This is a genomic window from Serratia sp. PGPR-27 (genome assembly GCF_022678525.1).
Classification (GTDB): domain Bacteria; phylum Pseudomonadota; class Gammaproteobacteria; order Enterobacterales; family Enterobacteriaceae; genus Serratia; species Serratia nematodiphila.
This window is the reverse complement of sequence record NZ_JALBYS010000028.1, coordinates 48,671-69,255: the sequence shown is the minus strand read 5'-3', so window position 1 is coordinate 69,255 and position 20,585 is coordinate 48,671. Positions and strand designations below refer to the sequence as shown.

Below are 20,585 nucleotides of genomic sequence, written 5' to 3'. Positions count from 1 at the left end.
GGTGATGGCTTTAGACTTGTAAGCCCCCAGATCGTCGATATACATCAGGTCATAACGCGCGTTTTTACTGACCGATCGTTTGCTGGAGGCAAACTGGGTGGAAAACGGCGCAACCATCAACGAATCAACCAGCAGATGCTTGTCCTCACCCTGGCCGATATTCGCTACCGTGATGAAATACGGGCTGTTGTTGATGACGTTGAACCCCTTGCCATTGGCTTGCAGCGTCAGTTTTTCCAATGCGTTTTCTACGCCGCGGGTTAAGGCCTGCGGGCGGTAGAACAGCTTGATGCGCGATTTGATCGCCAGCTGCAGCGTATTGGTACCCTGCAGGTTTTCCGGCGTCGGCGGGATATCCAGCACGTTGAGATAGAACACCGATTCACGATCCGCCGCCAACGCGGCGCCGACTTTCTGAATGCGCAGCTGCTGCCCGCTGTTGCCGTTCACTTTCACCACCGGTGGCGATAGCAAAAACGGTACGTTGGCGGTTTCCGGGGTGGAATTGATGTCGCCGTCGTCGATCCAGGCCTGAACCAGTGAGGGATCGGCACCGTTATTCAGCAGTTGGACAATCACATCCTTGTTGTTTGCCGGGTAGATCACCCGCGTACCGTTAACCACCACATTGGCCTGCGCGCCAATGGAACCGAGAAACAGCGCCGCTATCATCATATATTTTTTCATCGTTCCCCCGGGTGGCCAGGCCCATCAAGGGCCTGGCTTTCAGCGCGATTACAGGTAAGAAATGGTGTAAGTCACGTTGGAGCTCAGAGCGCCCACTTTTGCCGCTTCGGCGTTGGTTTTGTAGTAGTACGCGTCCAGCGTCAGGGTTTCTGAATCCGGTGCCGCTTTATCGCCCATGATGTCGGTGACATAAGGCACGTTCAGCTGGATCGGGGTGGAAGAACCGGTTTCAGCCAGAGAGAAGCCCACGTTCTTCGCAACGGAAGCGTCGTTCTCGTTGACCGAGTTGTTCAGCAAATATTTGCCGTCGGTGGAGATGTTATCCGCGGAGGAGAAGTAGATTTTCAGCGGGGTGCCTGCAGTGCCGGCCGCCGGCGAACAGCCGGAGAAGGTCAGCGAGAAGGACTTCTTGTTCTTGGTGATTGGCCCAACGGCGTTACCTGCGTCGGTCACCGAGATCGGGCTCAGCGCAACGGTGAAATCCGCGCTTTTTCCGCCGTTAATCGTACAGGTGGTGTCGGTAATGGCACCGGTAAAATTAATGATGCCACCGGCGGAATTGTCTTCAGCAAAAGCCGTAGGCGCAGCGACCGCAGCCGCCATGATTGCAACAGAAAACATCTTCTTCATCATGAGATAAAACTCCATAACAGTTTGGTTTAAGAGAATAAATAAAAATCAGCCGCTGCCGGCGGGATAAAGAAATCCCTCCCCGTAATACAGAGGCAAAAGGATGAACACATTCCTGTTTTTATAAAATCAAACAATGGCGTTATTAATCACCCGACAATAAAAACGATGAAAATAACGAATCTCTAGGGAACCTCCGAGAAACCGGATGAGATTTCCAGTAAGTTGTGCACCCGATTCTTCAATCCCATTTTGCGTAATGCACTGCATTTCTGCGTACTGACCGTTTTTACGCTTTTATCAAGAATCCTGGAAACCTGAGTCACCGTATAGCCGAAGGAAAGCAAATGGAGCGTTTCCACTTCACTTTCCGTCAGACAACTTTTCGTATGGCGGCCCACTCCACTCGCAACGCCTCCATTCAATGCAGGGCGCTGCGAGATATTATCCATCAGAAAAGACAGCTCTTTACTGATGCCGGGGACACTGCCTTTTTTATCGAGCACGACGACATCATGCGAGACAGAACGAAATAACAGACGGCGCTTCTCTTCCGTCGTCAAAAAAATCTTTACACCATGAATAGCAGCCAATAACGCCACAGCCATACTGAAACGCAACATGCTTTTTACCGCATCATCGACGATCAGAATATCGTGGCAATTTCGCCCCATAGCCAAAGGCAGATCGTCATAGTAGGCAATAACGTGATCTTTATGAAAAATCCTTGGCATCAATATTCTTTTTATCGCCTCTCTGAAGAAAATGTTTTCAGATACGATACCGATACTGAGCATACTTCCTCCATCCATGGCCAAAGACAACGTCGATACTTTGCACTAAATACCTGTGTTTTCCTTGGAAAACTCACATTGCCGTTCGGGAGAAAACAATAAGCGATTGGCACATAAACAAGCGCCGTAAACACTAAGATAATTCTGCATCAAATCATTAACGACAGGAACATTATTTTTATTAACCTAAATTTTAATTATTATAATCTGTAAAAACTAATTTTTTTAGAATTTAATACCAAAAATGACATAAAAAACGGCAATGGACTGCGTTTTCCGTTCGCCGAGAAAATAAAAAAACGCCCTTGGTTATTTATGTTTTCCGCCCAGAACCTTGACCTACCCGAAGTTTCACTAAATACTAGCCGCGAACTGGAAGCCTATATCATTATAAAAACCTGAATACATGAAATATATTATCGACCTCTGCGTGATCTATGACGCAAACGCGTGTCGTCTCCAACTCATTGATAATGATGAGTCATCGATACGGATATCCAACCCGGCTTCACGCCTGTTAATTGAAATGCTGACTCACCCCAATATCCCATTGAAACGTGAGATGTTGATAAAAAAGGTATGGGAAGAGTATGGTTTTTCAGGCTCATCGATCAGTCTAAATGTGGCCGTCAGTGAAATAAGGAAAGCATTCAAGCTTCTGGGTAGAGAAACCTCTCCAATAAAGACCCTGGCGAAAGTCGGTTTTTGTTTCACCGCTATGATTGAAATTTATCCGCCACCGCAGGTAACCGTCAGCGAAACGCCGCCTTCTTATGCTTCAGAGCCGCTTTCTCCCCTGGCTCCTGTTGCCGAACCGCACAACGTGCCGCCGCAGAAAAAGGTAAAGGTTAGCGCTGTTGCCACTGTCTGCTGCGTATTTATTCCTCTGTTGATCGTAGCGATGCTTTATCCTATCGAACCTGCTGATCAACCTCGGGAGAATTTAGTTGCGTTAGGAAAAAAAGAAAATTGCACCTTATATTCTCTGGATGCAGATAAACATATTGATGACGAACTGGAAAAGCGCATGGTCAACCAGGCATTAGAAGGCAGCGGTGTGGATTGTCTAGCCAGTAAGGCGGATATCTATTTTTCCTCCGAAAAACATACGTTGATTTATAACACCTTCCTCGGTGTATGCTATCTCGGCTCGCAAGGTCGATATACCCAGTGTGTTACCTACAAAATTCTCAATGGAAAATAAATGGCCGCATTGCGCAACCCAAAAATACTGATTATCGGATTTTTGGCAATGATTCTCTTCATTGTCCTGCTTCGCGTTTTCACACCCGACGCACCTGTACATATGAATTGCCAAGCCGATACGATCACAAAAAAACGATTAGCTTCAGGCGATGACCTGGAACTAAAAGTGACGGGCAGTTTATTCATCTATGACGAGCATCGCGCCATGATCGTTCAACGTGGGGACATTACCGTGGGAGGAAAAACCTACAGCCTGGATAGAAAAATAAACTTTGATATAAAGAGGTTGGATCACGGGTTTTACATGACCACCCACCGAGAAATCAGCAAAGCCCCCGACGATAACGCGCCGGATGAGCTGACCAAAGAAATCCCCATGATCTCTCTCGGCATTAAGAACGGCGTTTTTTCGATGCGTAAAGTGCGACAGGATGCGTACATCGTTCATGGCGTGCTTTTCCCGGTCACGTTATGCCGTTAACGTGAAAGCAGAATGCCATAAAGAAACAGCGAAGAAACACAAGGGGGCGCGCTCTTGGCAAACACGCCCCAGATAACGGTTGGGGAGGCGGGAGGACTATTTTACCGACATATCCGTGCGAACGATGCCATGGTTTTTCATCACCTCTTCCATGGTGAGGTTCTCATCGTACGGCGTATCGTCCACCACGACGTCTTGCGGGCGGACATAAGGTTTGGTCGCGCGTTTGAACATCCACCACCATACGAACACCAGGAAAGCGCCGGACTTCAAAAAGATCATGGTCCATAAGGCGACTTGATACCAGTTCATCTCTGTCTCCATAAGAGCATTAAACGAAATTGATAAGGCGGCGTTGCTTGTCGCACCGGTAACGCCTGGCAACAGCAGGCAGCCGAGCGGCCGACCTTGATAGGTGCATAATCTCACCGACGCATGGCCCTTATCAATAGCCGATCGCGTTTCCTGCAAAAGCGCCCCGGTTTATCCGCACGCAAACGCAAAAAACCCCGTGCTCAGAGAGCACGGGGTCAGAATGTATGGCGGAGGAGCAGAGATTCGAACTCTGGAACGGTTTCCCGTCGACGGTTTTCAAGACCGTTGCCTTCAGCCACTCGGCCACCCCTCCGCAACGACGCGCACTATAAACAGACCTTATTCGCTTGTAAAGCCCGAACGCGTTCAACCGCGCGAAAAATCGCCGCAGGCAAAGCAAACGGCGATCAAACGAACACCCACCCCGCTGTTGCCATAATGATAACTAAGGGTAAAGATTGGTAAACAAACTTTAATCAAGCCCTTGCGCTGCCTATCATCGGGATTATTTTGTGATGGCCTGATAAGAGAGAGCATTATGGACCGCATTGTCGTCTCATCTTCTTCGCGCGACTCGCTGCTCAGCACGCATAAAGTCCTGCGCAACACCTATTTCCTGTTATCCCTGACCCTGGCTTTCTCAGCCCTGACCGCGACCGCCAGTACAATGTTGGGTCTGCCTGCACCAGGCTTGCTGCTGATGCTGGTCGGTTTCTACGGCCTGATGTTCCTGACCCATAAACTGGCCAACAGCCCGGCGGGCATTCTGGCGGCTTTCGCGCTGACCGGTTTCATGGGATACGCCCTCGGCCCGATCCTCAGTTCGTTCCTGAACGCGGGCGCGGGCGATCTGATCATGCTGGCGCTGGGCGGCACCGCCGCGGTGTTCTTCTGCTGCTCGGCGTATGTGCTGACCACTCGTAAAGACATGTCGTTCCTGTCCGGCATGATGATGGCCGGTTTTGTGGTGCTGCTGGTGGCGGTGATCGCCAACCTGTTCCTGCAGATCCCTGCTCTGCACCTGGCTATCAGCGCGCTGTTCATCCTGTTCTCCGCCGGCGCGATCCTGTGGGAAACCAGCAACATCATTCACGGCGGCGAGACCAACTACATTCGCGCCACCGTTAGCCTGTACGTGTCGCTCTACAACATGTTCATCAGCCTGTTGAGCATTCTGGGCTTCGCCCGCAGCAACTGATCGCGCGTTACGCATGTCTTCCAGGCCCCGCTCCGGCGGGGCTTTGTTTTTTGCGGCCGAAAAAATTTGCTAAACTGGCGGCCGTTCCGAATTATCCGTTATCGAGGCAGTATGTTGGAGTTTGAAGGTCAGGTTATCGACACTGACGCGCAGGGCTATTTGAAAAACAGCGCCGACTGGCATGAGGGCCTGGCGCCGCTGCTGGCCGCGCAGGAAGAGATCGTGCTCACCGAAGCACACTGGGAAGTGGTGCGCTTCGTGCGCGACTTCTATCAGGAATTCAATACGTCGCCGGCTATTCGCATGCTGGTCAAAGCCATGGCGCAGAAATACGGCGAAGAAAAAGGCAACAGCCGCTATCTGTATCGCCTGTTCCCGAAAGGGCCGGCCAAACAAGCCACCAAAATCGCCGGCTTGCCGAAACCGGTGAAATGCATCTGACCGCGCCGCCCGCAGCGCCGCTGCAGGCGAGCATTTAATAGCGAATGCCAAACCCGGCGTAATCGGCCACCCCCTGCGGTTCCACCAGCACGCGTTCAACGCGCGCGCTGCGCGGGCCGCCCTGTTTCAACCACTCCACCAGCTTATCCACCTGCGCCTGTGTGCCGCAGGCCACCACCTGAACGCTGCCGTCATCGAGATTGCGCGCATAGCCGGTCACCCCCAACGCCTCGGCCTGCCGCTGAGTGGAATAGCGGAACCCTACCCCCTGCACCACGCCATACACATACGCAGCAATGCAAACTTGTGTCATAATCGCCCCCTTAATTCAGTTTTCATTATGGCATTGCCGTGCCTTTGCACCGCCGTGTCACTCTTTCTATCCTAGCTGGCAGCATTATTAATTATGACCGTACGCCTGTTTCTCGCCAAAGGACGTGAAAAGTCCTTACTCCGTCGCCACCCTTGGGTGTTCTCCGGCGCCGTTCAACGCGTTGAGGGTAAAGCCCTCTCCGGTGAAACCATCGATATCCTCGACAGCCAGGGCAAGTGGCTGGGGCGCGGCGCCTATTCGCCCGAGTCGCAGATCCGCGCACGCGTCTGGACTTTCCAGCAGGATGAAGAGATTAACATCGATTTCTTCATTCGCCGCCTGCAGCAAGCGCAAAGCTGGCGCGACTGGGTCGCGCAGCGTGACGGTCTGGACGGATACCGCCTGATCGCCGGCGAGTCCGACGGCCTGCCGGGCATCACTATCGATCGCTTCCAGAATTTCCTGGTGCTGCAGCTGCTGTCCGCCGGTGCCGAATACCAGCGCCCGGCCCTGCTTTCCGCCCTGCAGCATTGCTACCCGGAATGTTCGATTTACGATCGCTCCGACGTTGCGGTGCGTAAAAAAGAAGGCCTGCCGCTGGCGCAGGGTCCGGTGCTGGGCGATCTGCCGCCGGAACTCCTGCCTATTACCGAGCACGGCATGAAGCTGCTGGTGGACATTCAGCAAGGGCACAAGACCGGTTTCTACCTCGACCAACGCGACAGCCGCCTGGCGGCGCGGAACTACTCTGCCGGCCGCCGAGTGCTGAACTGCTTCTCCTACACAGGCGCCTTCGCCGTTTCCGCTCTGATGGGCGGCTGCGCGCAGGTGATCAGCGTGGATACCTCGCAGGCGGCGCTGGACATCGCCAAACAGAACGTCGAACTCAACAAGCTTGATCTGAACAAGGCGGAGTTCGTTCGCGATGACGTGTTCCAGCTGCTGCGCAACTACCGCGCTCAAGGCGAAAAATTCGATCTGATCATCATGGATCCGCCTAAGTTCGTCGAGAACAAGAATCAGCTGGCCAGCGCCTGCCGCGGTTACAAAGACATCAACATGCTGGCGCTGCAGTTGCTGAATCCAGGCGGCATTCTGCTCAGCTTCTCCTGCTCCGGCCTGATGCCGACCGACCTGTTCCAGAAAATTTTGGCCGATGCCGCTGTAGATGCCGGACGTGATGTACAATTTATAGAGCAGTTCCGCCAGGCTGCCGATCACCCGGTGATCGCCACGTATCCTGAGGGGCTGTATCTGAAAGGCTTCGCTTGTCGGGTGATGTAACTTGAAATGCGCTGCCTTGCCCCCATATATGAGCAAGGCATTGTTTCTCAGGAGGTCATCATGATTGCCAGCAAATTCGGTATCGGACAACAGGTTAGGCATAAACTGCTGGGGTATTTGGGAGTCGTTATCGATATCGACCCGGAATACTCTTTAGAACAACCCAAAGCTGACGAGATAGCGGCGAACGACGAACTGCGTTCCGCCCCTTGGTACCACGTGGTGATGGAAGACGAGGAAGGCCAACCGGTGCACACCTATCTGGCGGAAGCGCAGCTGGATGGCGAGCCCCAGGAGGCGCACCCCGAGCAACCATCGCTGGATGAACTGGCGGAATCCATCCGTCACCAGTTACAGGCGCCACGTTTGCGCAATTGACCGCGCCAAGACCTGAGAAACCCCGAGAGGGCCCGGCATCGCGCCAGGCCCTTTTTTTATTTAGCGCTCCAGCCCTAAACGCGGGATTTCTATTTTCGGGCAGCGATCCATCACTACGCGCAGCCCAGCCTGTTGCGCCAGCGCTGCCGCCTGATCGTTGATCACCCCTATCTGCAACCACAGCGCCCTGGCGCCGATCGCTATCGCCTCTTGCGCCACGCCGTAAGCCGCCTCCGAATTGCGAAACACGTCAACCATATCCACCGGCTGTGGAATAGCGGCCAGCGTAGGGTAAACCTGCTGCCCCAGCAGCGTCTGCCCCGCCAGTTTTGGGCTGACCGGGATCACCTGATACCCTTGTGCCAACAGATATGCCATCACACCATAGCTGGGCCGCGACGGGTTATCGCTGGCGCCGACCAGCGCGATGGTTTTCACCTGCTGCAACAGCTCAACAATCTCTTGATCTTGCATCTTCAACTCCCGTTTATCACTGCGTCACTTTCCATTTCGAGTGTAACCGATCGGCATTCGCTCGGTTAAACGCTAATGCGAAGGAAACTTCACCGCAATCTTATGGTCAGAGGCTGTCGCGGTTCAGCTGCGCACGGTCGTGTCTAATCGCGATAAAATATGTAAAAATGTAAACAAAATACCCGATTGAAAAATTTTGACACAACCTATGCCGTGTTCAACACTTAGAGCTACGTCACTTTATAAGGAGATAATGATGAAATTTGGTCTGGTGGTTGCGGCGTTGCTCAGCATCAGTATGCCTGCCGCGGCTACGACCCTGAAACTCTCCCCGGACATCGACCTGCTGGTGGTCGACGGCAAGAAAATGACAGGTTCGTTGTTAAAAGGTGCCGACAGCCTTGAACTGGATGGCGGGCAGCACCAGTTGCTGTTTAAAGTGACCAAAACCGTACGTTCCGGCCAGCATACACAGGCCTATACCTCCCTGCCGCTGATTGCCAGCTTCAATACGCAAAAGATCAGCCAAGTGGCGATCGAACTGCCGCGCATCGAGAACGATCGTGATGCGCAACGCTTTGACAGAACGTTAAATTATCTGGTGGTCGATAAAGACGGCAACGCCTTGCCATTCCGGCATGATGCGCTGCATCCCGACAGCGTCACCTTCAATACCGATTTGGAAAAGGTGATGACCGATTACAACCGCCAGAACCGCCCAGCCTCCGTTCCGACCTTTGTGCAGGCGAACGCAGGCAATCCCTCAACCCCCGCGTTGGCCGGCGCACCGCTGAATGCCCCGACGGTGACGTTGAAAGGTGAAAACGTGTCGGAACAGATGTTGCAATACTGGTTCCAACAGGCCGACAAGGAAACACAGAAGCGCTTCCTGCGCTGGGCCAATAAACAACCGATTCGCTGATCCCTCCCGGCGTCTTTCCCCGCAAAGGCGCCTTTTCTTCGCATTTTCAAGCGCAAACGCTAGGCAGTGAAAAACAGTTTCAGTAATCTGTCGCACATCCCCCTGATTAGCGAAGGACACCGAGATGGAATTGACTACCCGCACTATCGCCGCGCGCAAACACATTGCGCTGGTGGCGCACGATCACCGCAAACAGGCCCTGTTGGAGTGGGTAGAAAGCCACAAGACTATTCTGGCGCAGCATCAGCTGTACGCCACCGGTACGACCGGCAACCTGATACAGCGCGCCAGCGGCATTCCCGTCACCAGCATGCTGAGTGGGCCGATGGGCGGCGATCAGCAGGTTGGCGCACTGATTGCGGAAGGCAAGATAGACATGCTGATCTTCTTCTGGGATCCGTTGAACGCGGTGCCGCACGATCCGGACGTGAAGGCGCTGCTACGGCTGGCGACCGTATGGAATATTCCGGTGGCCACCAACCGCTCGACCGCGGACTTTCTGATCGACTCTCCGCTGTTCAAAAGCGAGGTGGAGATCGCTATCCCCGACTATCAGCGCTACCTGCAAGACCGCCTGAAGTAGTCCTCACGGCCTGGCTGCCGCCAGGCCCGAGCTTACGGTTTTTTCTGCACCGGTACGCCAAGATCCTGCAGGTGTTCAACGAATACCGAAGGGTGCTCACGATCCTGCAACAGCCATACCTGATGTTTAGCGCGAGTTAACGCGACATACAGCAGACGGCGTTCTTCGGCATCCGGGAAATCCTCCGGCCGCGGCAGTAGCACCTCTTCCAACACCGACTCACGCGCCACGGCGGGGAAACCGTCACGCCCCTCATGCAAACCGGCAATGATGACGTATTCCGCCTGCTGCCCCTTGCTGGCGTGGATGGTCATAAACTCCAGATTCAGTTTAGGCCAGCGGGTGGCCGCTTTCGCCAACGCTTCCGGTTTCAGATGGTGGTAACGCGCCAGCACCAGGATGCGTTCATCTGGCTTGGCGTAGCCGCTCAGCTTGTCCAGTAAGGGTTCCAACTGCTCGTGCGGCAGGATCGCCACCGACTTTTTATTGCCCTTGCTCAGGCTGTTGAGCGGTTTTTTCAGCTGGTGCGGATTCTGCTGCACGAACCGGTTGGCCACCTCGCCGATACGTTCGTTGAAGCGATAAGTCGTGTCCAGCGCGCACTGCGCCCCTTCGCCGAAGTGGGTGGCAAAAGCCGTGGTTAACGTCAACTCTGCGCCACTGAAGCGATAAATCGCCTGCCAGTCATCCCCCACCGCAAACAGGCAGGTCTGCTTGTTCTGTCGGCGCAATGCCGCCAGCAATAACGCACGCTGCGGTGAGATATCCTGAAATTCGTCGACCAGAATATGTTTCCATGGGCTGACGAAGCGCCCCTTGTCGAGAATGTTGACTGCCTGATGGATCAGGCCGGAGAAGTCCACCGCCCCTTCCTCTTTCAAGGCGCTTTTCCAGGCTTTCAGCAGCGGCGCCATCAGCCGGATGCGTTTTGAAAACAGATCGCGGATGTCTTCATCCGCCTGCTCAATCATTTCCGCCTGGCTGCCGCCGTGCATGCGCATCAACCCCAGCCACCGCTCGAGCCGGCCCGCCAGGCGATCCGCGAGGCGTTTATCCTGCCAGAAGTCGCCTTCCGGCACTTCCCATTCCAGCTCTTCGGTCAACCATTGACGCCACCCCTTGGCCTGGGCTTTCTTCTCCGCGCACTGTTGGCGCCAATGGGTAATCAGCAGCGCTTTGCGCGCGTTGGCATCGGTTTCCAACCTGCTGATGGCCGGCGCTTTGCGGCTGCCTTGTTGAATGATTTGCAGCGCCAAGGCATGGAAGGTCTTGGCCTGAATGCCGACATCGCCCAAACGTTCTTTGATGCGGTCGTTCATCTCGCCGGCGGCCTGGCGGCCGAACGCCAACAGCAAGATTTGCCCCGGCTCCGCCTCCTGACGGCGCAGCAGCCAGCCGGCGCGCGCCACCAGCACCGACGTTTTGCCGCTGCCGGCGCCGGCCAACACCAGCACGGAATCCTCGCCATTGACCACCGCCCGGCTCTGGGCGTCGTTGAGCGGCGAGCTCTCGACGGTCTGGAAGAAGTCGTGATGTTGCTCCAGCATGCGATCGGTCCACTGCCGGTTGCGTTGTTCAACGCTGCGTTGCCCCTGCTGCAGCCATTGCAGACACAGATGGTAATCGGCCCGGCAGTTATCGAATTCATCCAGGCGCGCTACCGGCATCGGCAGCGCGGAGAAAGCCTCACGAATTTGCTGCTGCAGCTTGCCCAGCTCAGACTTTTTGAACCATTTATCTTGCTGCTCAATGCGCTGAATCTGCGCCACCTGCTGTTGCAGCACGCCGGCGCTGACCTCACTCATTTCGGCGCTCCAGTGCTGCCACGCCTGCTGCAGATAGTGATAAAAACGCTGCGTTTCCTGCCATTCGGTACCGTGCAGCCGCACCACTTTTTCGTCCGGCAATTCAAATTCCAGCTCGCCCCAGACGATGCCGCGCTTGCACCTGACCTGAATCAGTTGATTGAAGGGGATCAGGTATTCATGTTTTTCCCCGCTCACCTCAACGCCGGCGTGCAGCAACCGCACGCGGTTATAAGGGTGCTGAGCCAGGTGTTTCCCCAGCGATGTCGCTTTAAGTTCCATATCGTCGCGCCATGACTATGTTGAGAGTAAATAACGGATATCTGCCAGTTTACCTGCGATAAGCAGTGGCACTCTAGCGCTAAAAAAAGGGTAGAATAGATTTTGCGTTTTTATCGTGAATACGCCCGCATCGCGGTTTGGCTATCATTAGAGCAGAATGACGTCTATGCGTACTGTACTGAATATTCTTAATTTTGTGTTGGGCGGTTTCTTCACCACGCTAGGCTGGCTCATTGCGACAGTGTTCAGCGTGCTACTGGTCATCACGCTGCCGCTCACTCGCTCCTGCTGGGAAATCACCAAGCTGTCACTGGTGCCGTTCGGCAACGAGGCGATACATGTCGATGAACTGTACCCGGAGAAAAGCAATGCGCTGCTCTCCGCCGGCGGCTCACTGCTCAACATTATCTGGCTGGTGCTGTTCGGCTGGTGGCTGTGCCTGTCGCACATCGCCGCCGGTATCGTGCAATGCGTTTCAATCATCGGCATTCCGGTCGGTATCGCCAATTTCAAAATAGCCGCCATCGCGCTGTGGCCGGTGGGGCGCCGCGTCGTCTCGGTAGAAATGGCTCAGCAAGCGCGTATTGAGAATGCTCGCCGCCACTATCATCAGCGTTAATTTTTTCTCCGTTTGAGGAGTTTTTTGTGCTCTCTTTTGCACCCGCAGTACGTCGTTATACCTACAACAGCAATCTGCTGTACCACCTGCGCATTCTTATTGCGCTGATCGGCACCACCGCCGTTCCCTGGTGGCTGGGCATTCCCAAGCTGACTATCCCGCTGACGCTGGGCGTGGTGGCAGCGGCACTGACCGATTTGGACGACCGCCTGGCCGGCAGGTTACGCAACCTGCTGATCACGTTGGTGTGCTTCTTTGTCGCCTCCGCTTCAATCGAACTGCTGTTTCCCTATCCCTGGTTGTTCGCCCTTGGCTTAACCACCTCAACCTGCGGTTTTATCCTGCTGGGCGCCTTAGGGCAACGTTACGCCACCATCGCCTTCGGCGCGCTGCTGATCGCGGTTTACACCATGCTCGGCACCGCCATGTACGATGCCTGGTATCAGCAACCGCTGCTGCTGGTGATCGGCGCGCTGTGGTATAACCTGCTGACGCTGGCGGGCCACCTGCTGTTCCCTATCCGGCCGCTGCAAGAGAACCTGGCACGCTGCTACGAGCAGCTGGCCAACTATCTGGATGCCAAGGCCAACCTGTTCGATCCCGACGCCGAACGCGACGCCGACCTGCCATGGATGGATGTCGCGATGGCCAACAGCGCGTTGGTCGCGTTGCTGAACCAGACCAAAGCCTCGCTGCTGACGCGCCTGAAAGGCGATCGCGGCCAACGCGGCACCCGCCGCACCTTGCACTACTATTTTGTCGCGCAGGATATCCACGAACGCGCCAGCTCTTCCCATGTTCAGTACCACGCGCTCAGCCGGCAATTCCGTCACAGCGATATTTTATTCCGCTTCCAGCGTTTGCTGAGCATGCAGGCGCGCGCCTGCCGCCAGCTGGCACAATCGATCCTGCTGCGGCAAAAATACCAGCACAACCCGCGTTTTGAGCCAGCCTTCAGCCGCATTCAGGAGGCCTTGGCACGCATAACCGAAACCCAGGGCAATTCAGAGCAAACCAAAGCGCTGGCGCACCTGCTGAAAAACCTGCATGCGATCGATGCGCAGCTGGCCAATATCGAGTCAGAGCAGACGCTGGCCAGCGGGCAGGCGGAAGAGAACAGCCTGGCCGACGATCGCTTAACCGGCTGGAGCGACATCCGACTGCGCATCAGTCGCCATTTGACGCCGCAGTCGGCCCTGTTCCGCCATGCGATCCGCATGTCGGTAGTGCTGTGCGTGGGTTACGCCTTCATCCAGTTCACCGGCATGCAACACGGTTACTGGATCCTGTTGACCAGCCTGTTCGTCTGCCAACCGAACTACAACGCAACCCGCCGGCGCCTGGCGCTGCGCATCATCGGCACTCTGGCCGGTATCCTGATCGGCCTGCCAATCCTCTATTTCGTGCCTTCCGTGGAAGGACAACTGGTGTTGATCGTCATCACCGGTGTCCTGTTCTTCGCTTTTCGCACCGTGCAGTATGCCCATGCAACGATGTTCATTACGCTGCTTGTGTTGCTGTGCTTTAACCTGTTGGGTGAAGGTTTCGAAGTAGCAGCCCCGCGCGTTTACGATACCTTGTTGGGTTGCGCCATCGCCTGGGCGGCGGTCAGCTTTATCTGGCCGGACTGGAAGTTCCGCCAACTGCCGGCGATAGTGGATAAAACGCTGAATGCCAACTGTCGCTATCTGGACGCCATTCTGGTGCAATATCATCAGGGTAAGGATAACGGGCTCGCTTACCGCATCGCGCGGCGAGATGCCCACAACAGCGATGCTGAACTGGCTTCGGTCATCTCCAACATGTCCGCCGATCCCAAGGCCGACAAGGCGTTGCAAGAAGCCGCCTTCCGTCTGCTCTGCCTGAACCACACTCTCCTGAGTTATATCTCGGCGTTGGGGGCGCACCGCGAGCGGTTGAATACCCCTGCCACACTCGATCTGCTCAATGATGCCGTGTGTTACGTGGACGGCGCCTTACATCAAGAAGAACGGAACAGCCAGCGCATTGCGCAAGCGCTGGAACAGCTGGCGGAGCGCATTCGCACAGCCGTTCCGGAACCTGAAAGCAAAGAACAGTTGGTTTTGCAGCAGGTGGGGCTAATGCTCGAGCTGCTGCCGGAACTCACCGCACTCCATACCCAAATCAATAAGGCAACCTAATTATTCAGGGCCCGCTCGATGGGCCCTGAACTACTGGCTCATGCCCATGGCGGCGCATAGCCATCGTATGATCGAACCAGCGCACCAGTTCGTTGCGCAATTCGGTCGGCAATGCCGCCTGATGATAGCCGGCTATCGCGCCGCCCAGCGACAGCAGCACGCGCAACCCCAGATTGGTCTGCTGTTGCAGCAGGCGAAGATAGCTACGTTTGGCGCCATGCAGCCGCAGGTCATAGGCATTGCGAATACCCGCTCGCCATAGCAAGCGCTCCATGTTGACATCTATATTTGGCAACGCCTTCAATCTGCCGTGATCGCCGGCCTTGAGCCGCTGCTCTCGGCGCGCTTCCCTGATGGCCTGCCAGGCCAACCCTACCAGCTCGTTGCGTTCCCGCCACAGCGACTCGTCAACCCAGTAATAGCGCAAGGTGATGGGCACACCGCGCTTGGAATAGACCATATTGACCATGCCCCGGGCGCGAAAGGCCGGTTCCATGCTCGCCGTAGCCCGCAAGTACAATTCCCCTTCCGCTACTACCGCAAACATTATCCCTTCAGCCAGCAGCCCATAGCCGCCAAACTGTGATCGTGTTGTGATGGCGCCCAGCGCCGCAAAGCAATTTTTAGCCTGCGCGATCCTTCTCGTCGACATCCTTTTCATAGCGTTCCTCCTTTTTAGGTTCTGGCCGTATTATTTCTCTCATCAATGAAAAAAGTAACGTGAACAACTAATTAGAAAAATACGCACTATCCGCCCGCCTGCCAATCACAAAAACCGCCAGTACAAAAAATGATCGCAATTATGCGAGCCGCTACGAAAATTTGGGTTGATCTTATCCTAAATCAGGGATACTGTATAAACATACAGTAACACGACGGGCGGGAACTTTATGCGTACTCAATCACTCTACCAACCTCATTTCGGCCATGGCTCTTATACAACGCGCAATGTTGCGAAGAACACGGATATCGGCAAAGAGAATGGCTTGATCAGTGAACTTGTTTACAACGAGCGCCAGCCCGCAGTGGCTCAATTACTGTTGCCCCTGCTGCTGCAATTGGGCAAACAGTCTCGCTGGCTTCTGTGGCTGACGCCGCAGCAAAAATTAAGCAAGCAATGGCTGCAGCAATCCGGTCTGCCTGTAGATAAAATGGTGCAACTGAGCCAGATCAGCCCGGTGAATACGGTCGAGGCGATGGAAAAAGCGCTGCAAACGGGAAATTACAGCGTGGTTCTCGGCTGGTTGCCCGAGCTAACGGAGGAGGATCGTCTAAAATTAAGACGTGCGGCAGAATTGGGTAATGCCTATGGGTTTATCATGCGCCCTCAACGTGACATTAGCCCGACTCACGGACACTGTTCTACCCTAAAAATTCACTCTTCTTTGTATCATTAAGTAAATTTAGGATTTTTCCCATCATTTTCGCACCCCCTAAGCGGAACCTTTGTGGGGGAAGGCAAAAAGCGAGTCCGGCTGCGGTTTGGCAGGCAAAAACGCTCGATGAATCGCCGCTTTTTTAGGCTAAGAATGTTAGCAAATATGTACGATTCCGCGTTTTTTTTTAGAGCCTTATCACATCACACTTGTAACTTTCGCGCCACGTTGTAGACTTTACATCGCCAAGGTTGCTCTATAACGTCAGAAAAACTGGCGAGTAACAAACGAGGGCTTAAACCTTGGCGAAGGAATTTAACCAAGGGCTTAAACAGCTTTAAAGCTCATTGCCTATTTGGATGATAACGAGGCGCAAAATGAAAAAGACAGCTATCGCATTAGCAGTGGCACTGGCAGGTTTCGCTACCGTAGCGCAAGCCGCTCCAAAAGATAACACCTGGTACACCGGTGCTAAACTGGGCTGGTCCCAGTACCACGACACTGGTTTCTACGGCAACGGTTACCAGAACGGTATCGGCAACGGCCCAACCCATAAAGATCAGCTGGGTGCCGGCGCGTTCCTGGGCTACCAGGCAAACCAATACCTGGGCTTCGAGCTGGGCTATGACTGGCTCGGCCGCATGCCTTACAAAGGCAGCGTGAACAACGGTGCTTTCAAAGCGCAGGGCGTTCAACTGGCCGCTAAACTGAGCTACCCAATTGCTGACGATCTGGACATCTACACTCGTCTGGGTGGTATGGTATGGCGTGCAGACTCCAAAGCTAACTACGGCCGTACTGGTCAGCGTCTGAGCGACCACGACACCGGCGTTTCTCCGCTGGCTGCTGTTGGTGTTGAATACGCACTGACCAAAAACTGGGCTACCCGCCTGGATTACCAGTTCGTAAGCAACATCGGTGACGCAGGTACCGTTGGCGCACGTCCAGACAACACTATGCTGAGCCTGGGCGTTTCTTACCGCTTCGGTCAGGATGACGTAGTTGCTCCAGCACCAGCTCCGGCTCCAGCTCCAGTTGTTGAAACCAAGCGTTTCACTCTGAAGTCTGACGTGCTGTTCAACTTCAACAAATCTACTCTGAAAGCAGAAGGCCAGCAGGCTCTGGATCAGCTGTACACCCAGCTGAGCTCCATGGATCCTAAAGACGGCTCCGTAGTTGTTCTGGGTTACACCGACGCCGTTGGTTCTGACCAGTACAACCAGAAACTGTCTGAACAACGCGCACAGAGCGTTGTTGACTACCTGGTCTCCAAAGGCATCCCGTCAGACAAAATCTCTGCACGTGGTATGGGTGAAGCAGATGCAGTTACAGGCAACACCTGTGGCTACAAATCTGGCCGCGCTACCAAAGCTCAGATCGCTTGCCTGGCACCAGATCGTCGCGTAGAGATCGAAGTTAAAGGTATCAAAGACGTTGTAACTCAGCCTCAGGGCTAAGTTTACTCGCCTAATAAAAAACCCCGCCAATGCGGGGTTTTTTTTCGTCCTCTTGTTGCCAGAACATTCAATGCCTGGCGCCATAGGGGCGTTCTCACGCGCTTACTTGGGATCTTTGCCAAGAATCGCCTTCAAGTCTTCTTTCAACGACGACATCTGGTTCGCATACTTTTCTTTGCGTTCAGCGTCTTCGATAAGCTGCACGACGGTTTCCGACAGCGTAACGCCACGGCGGCGCGCCAGGGCAGCCAATCGTTGCCAAACCAAAAACTCCAGATCGATAGATTTTTTACGCGTATGCTGGTGTTCTGCGTTAAAATGACGTTTGCGGCGGGCGCGGATCGTTTGTTTCATCCGGTTATCCAGTTCCGGATTCATATGAGCGGCAATCCATGCAAGTACCTTTACCGGCTCATTTTCCAGCTTCAGCAGCTCGTTAACCGCCTCCTGAGCAGCGCTGTTTTCAATGTAGCGGGTAATGAGTTCCCCTTCCCGATGCTTTTTCACCAGGTACTTCCATTTCCAACCGCTCTCCAGATTTTCCAGTTGCTGATATTTCATCTTGAGCTCTTCAGTGACCGCGTAACTTCAAATAAGCATAACAGCTTTGCGCCGAATTTCCCCGGCAATTAAACCGTCTTTTAGACTGTTTTTTGCACAGTCACCGCGCGATGTCAAACTCCCTGATGCCAACTGGCACTCCACATGTATCAAGCCGCCGTTATTCTTGTATAATCGCCCTTTCCCTTTTTAACGATTGCATCTAACACTTTGACCAATAACCGACTTGAATGGCAATCTTTATTGCCGGACGTAACGCCTTATCAGGCGATATTTGATACCGCCGCTCAGTTGGCACCCGTGCCCTTTTCCGCCATTCAGCCTCGGCTGGAAAATGCCCTGACGCTATTTTGCCACCCCCAATCGCCACCGCGTTTCATGCTGTTGAAAGCGCAAGAAACGCGAGAGTATCTGGAACTGATCGCTCACGCCGTCAAACCACTGCTGCCGAAAAATACGGCATGCCGCGGCAGCCACTATGTCATTCAGGATGGCAAGGTCAGCGTCGAGCCAGCCAGCCGTGGCGATGAACCTTTTGCCGCCGGCGGCGCTTGTCTGTTCCAGGAGTGGATTGAACCGGAACAGCTGTTTGGCTGCGTACGGATCCACAATGGCGACATTACCCTGCAGCCGGGTCTGGTGCACCAGGCCAACGGCGGCATTCTGATTCTGTCGGCGCGGGCGCTGCTTGCTCAGCCGTTGCTGTGGCTGCGGCTGAAGCAAATGATCGGCCAGCGCCAGTTCCACTGGGTTTCGCCAGACGAAACCCGCCCGCTGCCGGTAGCCATTCCACCGATGCCGCTGGATCTGCGGCTGATTGTAGTCGGCGATCGTCACGGCCTGGCCGATTTTCACGATATCGAGCCGGAACTGAGTGAACAAGCGATCTACGGTGAATTCGAAGACGATCTGCAGCTGACTGAAGTTGATGATATGACGCAGTGGTGCGGTTACGTCAACGGCGTGATTGCCGACCAGCAATTGCCGATGCTGGCGAACGACGCCTGGCCGCCGCTGATCGTCCAGGCTGTGCGTTACAGTGGCGATCAGGGCATTCTACCACTCTCGCCGGTTTGGCTTGGCCAGCAGCTATCCGAAGCCGCACTGTATGCCGAAGAAGATCTCATTACGGCCAAAGCGTTCGAGGCGGCGTTAAATGCCCGAGAATGGCGCGAAAGCTATCTGGCCGAGCGTATGCAGGATGAGATTGAGTTGGGTCAGATCCTGATTGAGACCGAGGGTGAAGTGGTCGGACAGATCAACGGTCTGTCTGTCCTGGATTATCCCGGTCATCCACGCAGCTTTGGCGAACCGTCACGGATCAGTTGCGTTGTGCATCTCGGCGACGGCGAGTTCACCGACGTCGAGCGCAAAGCCGAACTGGGCGGCAACCTGCACGCTAAAGGCATGATGATCATGCAGGCGTTTCTGATCGCCGAACTGGATCTTGATCAGCAGCTGCCCTTCTCCGCTTCCATCGTCTTTGAGCAATCTTATGGTGAAGTGGACGGTGACAGCGCCTCGCTGGCTGAGCTATGCGCATTGGTCAGCGCCCTGTCACAGCAACCGATCACCCAGCAGATCGCCGTCACTGGCTCCGTCGACCAATTCGGCAACGTACAGCCGATAGGTGGCGTTAACGAAAAGATCGAAGGTTTCTTCGAGGTTTGTGTACGCCGCGGCCTGACGGGCAAACAGGGTGTCGTATTGCCCGTGACCAACGTGCGCCATCTGTGTCTGCGTCAAGATATCGTCGACGCGGTGCGCGAGGGGCAGTTCCATCTGTGGGCGGTAGAGAGCGCGGCGGAAGCCTTGCCTTTGCTCACAGGTTGCCTCTACTCTGACGAACAACAGCCGAATTTGTTGGCGGCCATTCAGGAACGGATTGCGCAGGTGAGCCTGCAGGAACGCCGTCGTCCTTGGCCGCTGCGCTGGCTCAACTGGTTCAACCACGGCTGATCGGACTTGTTCAGCGTACACGTGTTAGCTAACCTGCGTCCTTCATTAAAATAAGGCTTACTGAGAACATGGTAGATAAACGCGATTCCTATACGAAAGAAGACCTCGAAGCATCCGGCCGTGGCGAGCTGTTCGGCGCCGGTGGCCCACCGTTGCCGGCAGGTAACATGTTGATGATGGACCGCGTGGTCAAGATGACCGAAGACGGCGGGACTCACAACAAAGGTTATGTGGAAGCGGAGCTGGATATTAATCCGGACCTATGGTTCTTCGGTTGCCACTTTATCGGCGATCCGGTCATGCCAGGCTGTCTGGGCCTGGATGCGATGTGGCAGTTGGTTGGTTTCTACCTCGGTTGGCTGGGTGGCGAAGGCAAAGGCCGCGCGCTGGGCGTTGGTGAAGTCAAGTTTACCGGCCAGGTGCTGCCAACCGCGAAAAAAGTGACCTACCGTATTAACTTCAAACGCGTCATCACCCGTAAGCTGATCATGGGCGTCGCCGATGGCGAAGTGCTGGTTGACGGCGAAGTGATCTATACCGCCACCGATCTGAAAGTGGGTCTGTTCAAGGATACCACAGCGTTCTAATCACGCAGACGAGAGGGCGGCCATCGTCTTCTTTGCTAATGCTCTTCGCATGCCATCACGCCCAGCGTGAT

23 protein-coding genes and 1 tRNA gene are annotated in these 20,585 nt (G+C 54.6%); 14 read left to right on the top strand and 10 right to left on the bottom strand.

Annotation, left to right across the window (positions count from 1 at the left end; all coding sequences use genetic code 11):
- The 3 genes from MMS95_RS16170 to MMS95_RS16160 form a co-directional block, all read right to left on the bottom strand.
- The coding region (locus tag MMS95_RS16170) for a molecular chaperone (protein ID WP_242141948.1) at positions 1-687 on the bottom strand (687 nt) is incomplete at its 3' end.
- Between the two features lie 48 nt (positions 688-735).
- Positions 736-1,320 (bottom strand): fimbrial protein, encoded by a 585-nt coding sequence (locus MMS95_RS16165; protein WP_015377370.1) that lies wholly within the window; start codon positions 1,318-1,320, stop codon positions 736-738.
- 182 nt (positions 1,321-1,502) lie between these two features.
- Positions 1,503-2,114 carry a LuxR C-terminal-related transcriptional regulator gene (locus MMS95_RS16160; protein WP_099981994.1) on the bottom strand — a complete coding sequence of 204 codons (612 nt, stop codon included), beginning with the start codon at positions 2,112-2,114 and terminating at the stop codon, positions 1,503-1,505.
- 403 nt (positions 2,115-2,517) lie between these two features.
- Between MMS95_RS16160 and MMS95_RS16155 the strand changes: the two genes are divergently transcribed.
- Together MMS95_RS16155 and MMS95_RS16150 are read left to right on the top strand one after the other, a co-directional pair.
- Positions 2,518-3,315, top strand: a complete 798-nt coding sequence (locus MMS95_RS16155; RefSeq protein ID WP_085336376.1) for a winged helix-turn-helix domain-containing protein — start codon at positions 2,518-2,520, stop codon at positions 3,313-3,315.
- A complete protein-coding gene (locus tag MMS95_RS16150; protein ID WP_242141946.1) occupies positions 3,316-3,798 on the top strand; it encodes a hypothetical protein in 483 nt (160 codons plus the stop codon).
- Positions 3,799-3,894: 96 nt separating this feature from the next.
- Here the strand turns inward: MMS95_RS16150 and MMS95_RS16145 are convergent, their stop codons facing one another.
- Positions 3,895-4,110, bottom strand: coding sequence for a hypothetical protein (locus MMS95_RS16145; protein ID WP_016928277.1), 216 nt, complete (start codon positions 4,108-4,110; stop codon positions 3,895-3,897).
- A 228-nt stretch (positions 4,111-4,338) separates the two neighbouring features.
- A tRNA-Ser gene (locus tag MMS95_RS16140) sits at positions 4,339-4,426 on the bottom strand.
- A gap of 225 nt (positions 4,427-4,651) precedes the next feature.
- On the opposite strand from MMS95_RS16140, the gene yccA reads away from it, so the two are divergent.
- The gene (gene yccA / locus MMS95_RS16135) at positions 4,652-5,311 is read left to right on the top strand and encodes an FtsH protease modulator YccA (RefSeq protein WP_004928091.1); all 660 of its coding nucleotides are present in this window, start codon (positions 4,652-4,654) and stop codon (positions 5,309-5,311) included.
- 111 nt (positions 5,312-5,422) lie between these two features.
- Positions 5,423-5,752, top strand: coding sequence for a sulfurtransferase TusE (tusE, locus tag MMS95_RS16130; protein WP_004928095.1), 330 nt, complete (start codon positions 5,423-5,425; stop codon positions 5,750-5,752).
- Positions 5,753-5,786: 34 nt separating this feature from the next.
- Here the strand turns inward: tusE and yccX are convergent, their stop codons facing one another.
- Positions 5,787-6,065, bottom strand: coding sequence for an acylphosphatase (yccX, locus tag MMS95_RS16125; RefSeq protein WP_004928098.1), 279 nt, complete (start codon positions 6,063-6,065; stop codon positions 5,787-5,789).
- Between the two features lie 93 nt (positions 6,066-6,158).
- Between yccX and rlmI the strand changes: the two genes are divergently transcribed.
- Positions 6,159-7,349, top strand: coding sequence for a 23S rRNA (cytosine(1962)-C(5))-methyltransferase RlmI (rlmI, locus tag MMS95_RS16120; RefSeq protein WP_088381445.1), 1,191 nt, complete (start codon positions 6,159-6,161; stop codon positions 7,347-7,349).
- 60 nt (positions 7,350-7,409) lie between these two features.
- Complete coding sequence (gene hspQ / locus MMS95_RS16115) at positions 7,410-7,727, top strand: heat shock protein HspQ (RefSeq protein WP_004928104.1); 318 nt, start codon at positions 7,410-7,412, stop codon at positions 7,725-7,727.
- 60 nt (positions 7,728-7,787) lie between these two features.
- On the opposite strand, the gene MMS95_RS16110 is transcribed toward hspQ, so the two are convergent.
- On the bottom strand, positions 7,788-8,201 hold the full coding sequence (locus MMS95_RS16110) for a CoA-binding protein (RefSeq protein ID WP_033633420.1): 414 nt from the start codon (positions 8,199-8,201) through the stop codon (positions 7,788-7,790).
- A 256-nt stretch (positions 8,202-8,457) separates the two neighbouring features.
- Between MMS95_RS16110 and MMS95_RS16105 the strand changes: the two genes are divergently transcribed.
- Together MMS95_RS16105 and MMS95_RS16100 are read left to right on the top strand one after the other, a co-directional pair.
- The gene (locus MMS95_RS16105; RefSeq protein WP_088381444.1) at positions 8,458-9,123 is read left to right on the top strand and encodes a DUF2057 family protein; all 666 of its coding nucleotides are present in this window, start codon (positions 8,458-8,460) and stop codon (positions 9,121-9,123) included.
- A 124-nt stretch (positions 9,124-9,247) separates the two neighbouring features.
- A complete protein-coding gene (locus MMS95_RS16100) occupies positions 9,248-9,706 on the top strand; it encodes a methylglyoxal synthase (RefSeq protein ID WP_015377363.1) in 459 nt (152 codons plus the stop codon).
- 32 nt (positions 9,707-9,738) lie between these two features.
- Here the strand turns inward: MMS95_RS16100 and helD are convergent, their stop codons facing one another.
- On the bottom strand, positions 9,739-11,793 hold the full coding sequence (helD, locus tag MMS95_RS16095; RefSeq protein ID WP_103085718.1) for a DNA helicase IV: 2,055 nt from the start codon (positions 11,791-11,793) through the stop codon (positions 9,739-9,741).
- 166 nt (positions 11,794-11,959) lie between these two features.
- Between helD and MMS95_RS16090 the strand changes: the two genes are divergently transcribed.
- A complete protein-coding gene (locus MMS95_RS16090; RefSeq protein ID WP_004928120.1) occupies positions 11,960-12,412 on the top strand; it encodes a YccF domain-containing protein in 453 nt (150 codons plus the stop codon).
- Positions 12,413-12,438: 26 nt separating this feature from the next.
- Positions 12,439-14,574 carry a YccS family putative transporter gene (gene yccS, locus MMS95_RS16085; protein ID WP_015377361.1) on the top strand — a complete coding sequence of 712 codons (2,136 nt, stop codon included), beginning with the start codon at positions 12,439-12,441 and terminating at the stop codon, positions 14,572-14,574.
- A 4-nt stretch (positions 14,575-14,578) separates the two neighbouring features.
- Here yccS and MMS95_RS16080 read toward each other — a convergent pair whose 3' ends face one another.
- Entirely contained in the window at positions 14,579-15,235 is a 657-nt protein-coding gene (locus MMS95_RS16080) for a TfoX/Sxy family DNA transformation protein (RefSeq protein WP_049239718.1), read from the bottom strand.
- Between the two features lie 229 nt (positions 15,236-15,464).
- On the opposite strand from MMS95_RS16080, the gene sulA reads away from it, so the two are divergent.
- Positions 15,465-15,971 carry an SOS-induced cell division inhibitor SulA gene (gene sulA, locus MMS95_RS16075; RefSeq protein WP_015377359.1) on the top strand — a complete coding sequence of 169 codons (507 nt, stop codon included), beginning with the start codon at positions 15,465-15,467 and terminating at the stop codon, positions 15,969-15,971.
- A gap of 356 nt (positions 15,972-16,327) precedes the next feature.
- Complete coding sequence (gene ompA / locus MMS95_RS16070) at positions 16,328-17,407, top strand: porin OmpA (RefSeq protein ID WP_015377358.1); 1,080 nt, start codon at positions 16,328-16,330, stop codon at positions 17,405-17,407.
- Between the two features lie 102 nt (positions 17,408-17,509).
- Here the strand turns inward: ompA and matP are convergent, their stop codons facing one another.
- Complete coding sequence (gene matP, locus MMS95_RS16065; RefSeq protein WP_004928138.1) at positions 17,510-17,968, bottom strand: macrodomain Ter protein MatP; 459 nt, start codon at positions 17,966-17,968, stop codon at positions 17,510-17,512.
- 210 nt (positions 17,969-18,178) lie between these two features.
- Between matP and MMS95_RS16060 the strand changes: the two genes are divergently transcribed.
- Both MMS95_RS16060 and fabA read left to right on the top strand, forming a co-directional pair.
- Positions 18,179-19,927 carry a Lon protease family protein gene (locus tag MMS95_RS16060; protein WP_088381441.1) on the top strand — a complete coding sequence of 583 codons (1,749 nt, stop codon included), beginning with the start codon at positions 18,179-18,181 and terminating at the stop codon, positions 19,925-19,927.
- Between the two features lie 68 nt (positions 19,928-19,995).
- A complete protein-coding gene (gene fabA, locus MMS95_RS16055; RefSeq protein WP_004928144.1) occupies positions 19,996-20,514 on the top strand; it encodes a bifunctional 3-hydroxydecanoyl-ACP dehydratase/trans-2-decenoyl-ACP isomerase in 519 nt (172 codons plus the stop codon).
- Positions 20,515-20,585 lie beyond the last annotated feature (71 nt).

What these genes read in the sequence shown, in the direction of transcription:
- yccA (WP_004928091.1), top strand. Translation starts at nt 4,652, where the DNA reads ATGGACCGCATTGTCGTCTCATCTTCTTCGCGCGACTCGCTGCTCAGC.
- MMS95_RS16145 (WP_016928277.1), bottom strand. Translation starts at nt 4,110, where the DNA reads ATGAACTGGTATCAAGTCGCCTTATGGACCATGATCTTTTTGAAGTCC.
- MMS95_RS16160 (WP_099981994.1), bottom strand. Translation starts at nt 2,114, where the DNA reads ATGCTCAGTATCGGTATCGTATCTGAAAACATTTTCTTCAGAGAGGCG.
- MMS95_RS16080 (WP_049239718.1), bottom strand. Translation starts at nt 15,235, where the DNA reads ATGAAAAGGATGTCGACGAGAAGGATCGCGCAGGCTAAAAATTGCTTT.
- MMS95_RS16105 (WP_088381444.1), top strand. Translation starts at nt 8,458, where the DNA reads ATGAAATTTGGTCTGGTGGTTGCGGCGTTGCTCAGCATCAGTATGCCT.
- matP (WP_004928138.1), bottom strand. Translation starts at nt 17,968, where the DNA reads ATGAAATATCAGCAACTGGAAAATCTGGAGAGCGGTTGGAAATGGAAG.
- sulA (WP_015377359.1), top strand. Translation starts at nt 15,465, where the DNA reads ATGCGTACTCAATCACTCTACCAACCTCATTTCGGCCATGGCTCTTAT.
- MMS95_RS16110 (WP_033633420.1), bottom strand. Translation starts at nt 8,201, where the DNA reads ATGCAAGATCAAGAGATTGTTGAGCTGTTGCAGCAGGTGAAAACCATC.
- hspQ (WP_004928104.1), top strand. Translation starts at nt 7,410, where the DNA reads ATGATTGCCAGCAAATTCGGTATCGGACAACAGGTTAGGCATAAACTG.
- tusE (WP_004928095.1), top strand. Translation starts at nt 5,423, where the DNA reads ATGTTGGAGTTTGAAGGTCAGGTTATCGACACTGACGCGCAGGGCTAT.
- MMS95_RS16090 (WP_004928120.1), top strand. Translation starts at nt 11,960, where the DNA reads ATGCGTACTGTACTGAATATTCTTAATTTTGTGTTGGGCGGTTTCTTC.
- helD (WP_103085718.1), bottom strand. Translation starts at nt 11,793, where the DNA reads ATGGAACTTAAAGCGACATCGCTGGGGAAACACCTGGCTCAGCACCCT.
- ompA (WP_015377358.1), top strand. Translation starts at nt 16,328, where the DNA reads ATGAAAAAGACAGCTATCGCATTAGCAGTGGCACTGGCAGGTTTCGCT.
- MMS95_RS16100 (WP_015377363.1), top strand. Translation starts at nt 9,248, where the DNA reads ATGGAATTGACTACCCGCACTATCGCCGCGCGCAAACACATTGCGCTG.
- yccX (WP_004928098.1), bottom strand. Translation starts at nt 6,065, where the DNA reads ATGACACAAGTTTGCATTGCTGCGTATGTGTATGGCGTGGTGCAGGGG.
- MMS95_RS16165 (WP_015377370.1), bottom strand. Translation starts at nt 1,320, where the DNA reads ATGATGAAGAAGATGTTTTCTGTTGCAATCATGGCGGCTGCGGTCGCT.
- rlmI (WP_088381445.1), top strand. Translation starts at nt 6,159, where the DNA reads ATGACCGTACGCCTGTTTCTCGCCAAAGGACGTGAAAAGTCCTTACTC.
- MMS95_RS16150 (WP_242141946.1), top strand. Translation starts at nt 3,316, where the DNA reads ATGGCCGCATTGCGCAACCCAAAAATACTGATTATCGGATTTTTGGCA.
- MMS95_RS16155 (WP_085336376.1), top strand. Translation starts at nt 2,518, where the DNA reads ATGAAATATATTATCGACCTCTGCGTGATCTATGACGCAAACGCGTGT.
- fabA (WP_004928144.1), top strand. Translation starts at nt 19,996, where the DNA reads ATGGTAGATAAACGCGATTCCTATACGAAAGAAGACCTCGAAGCATCC.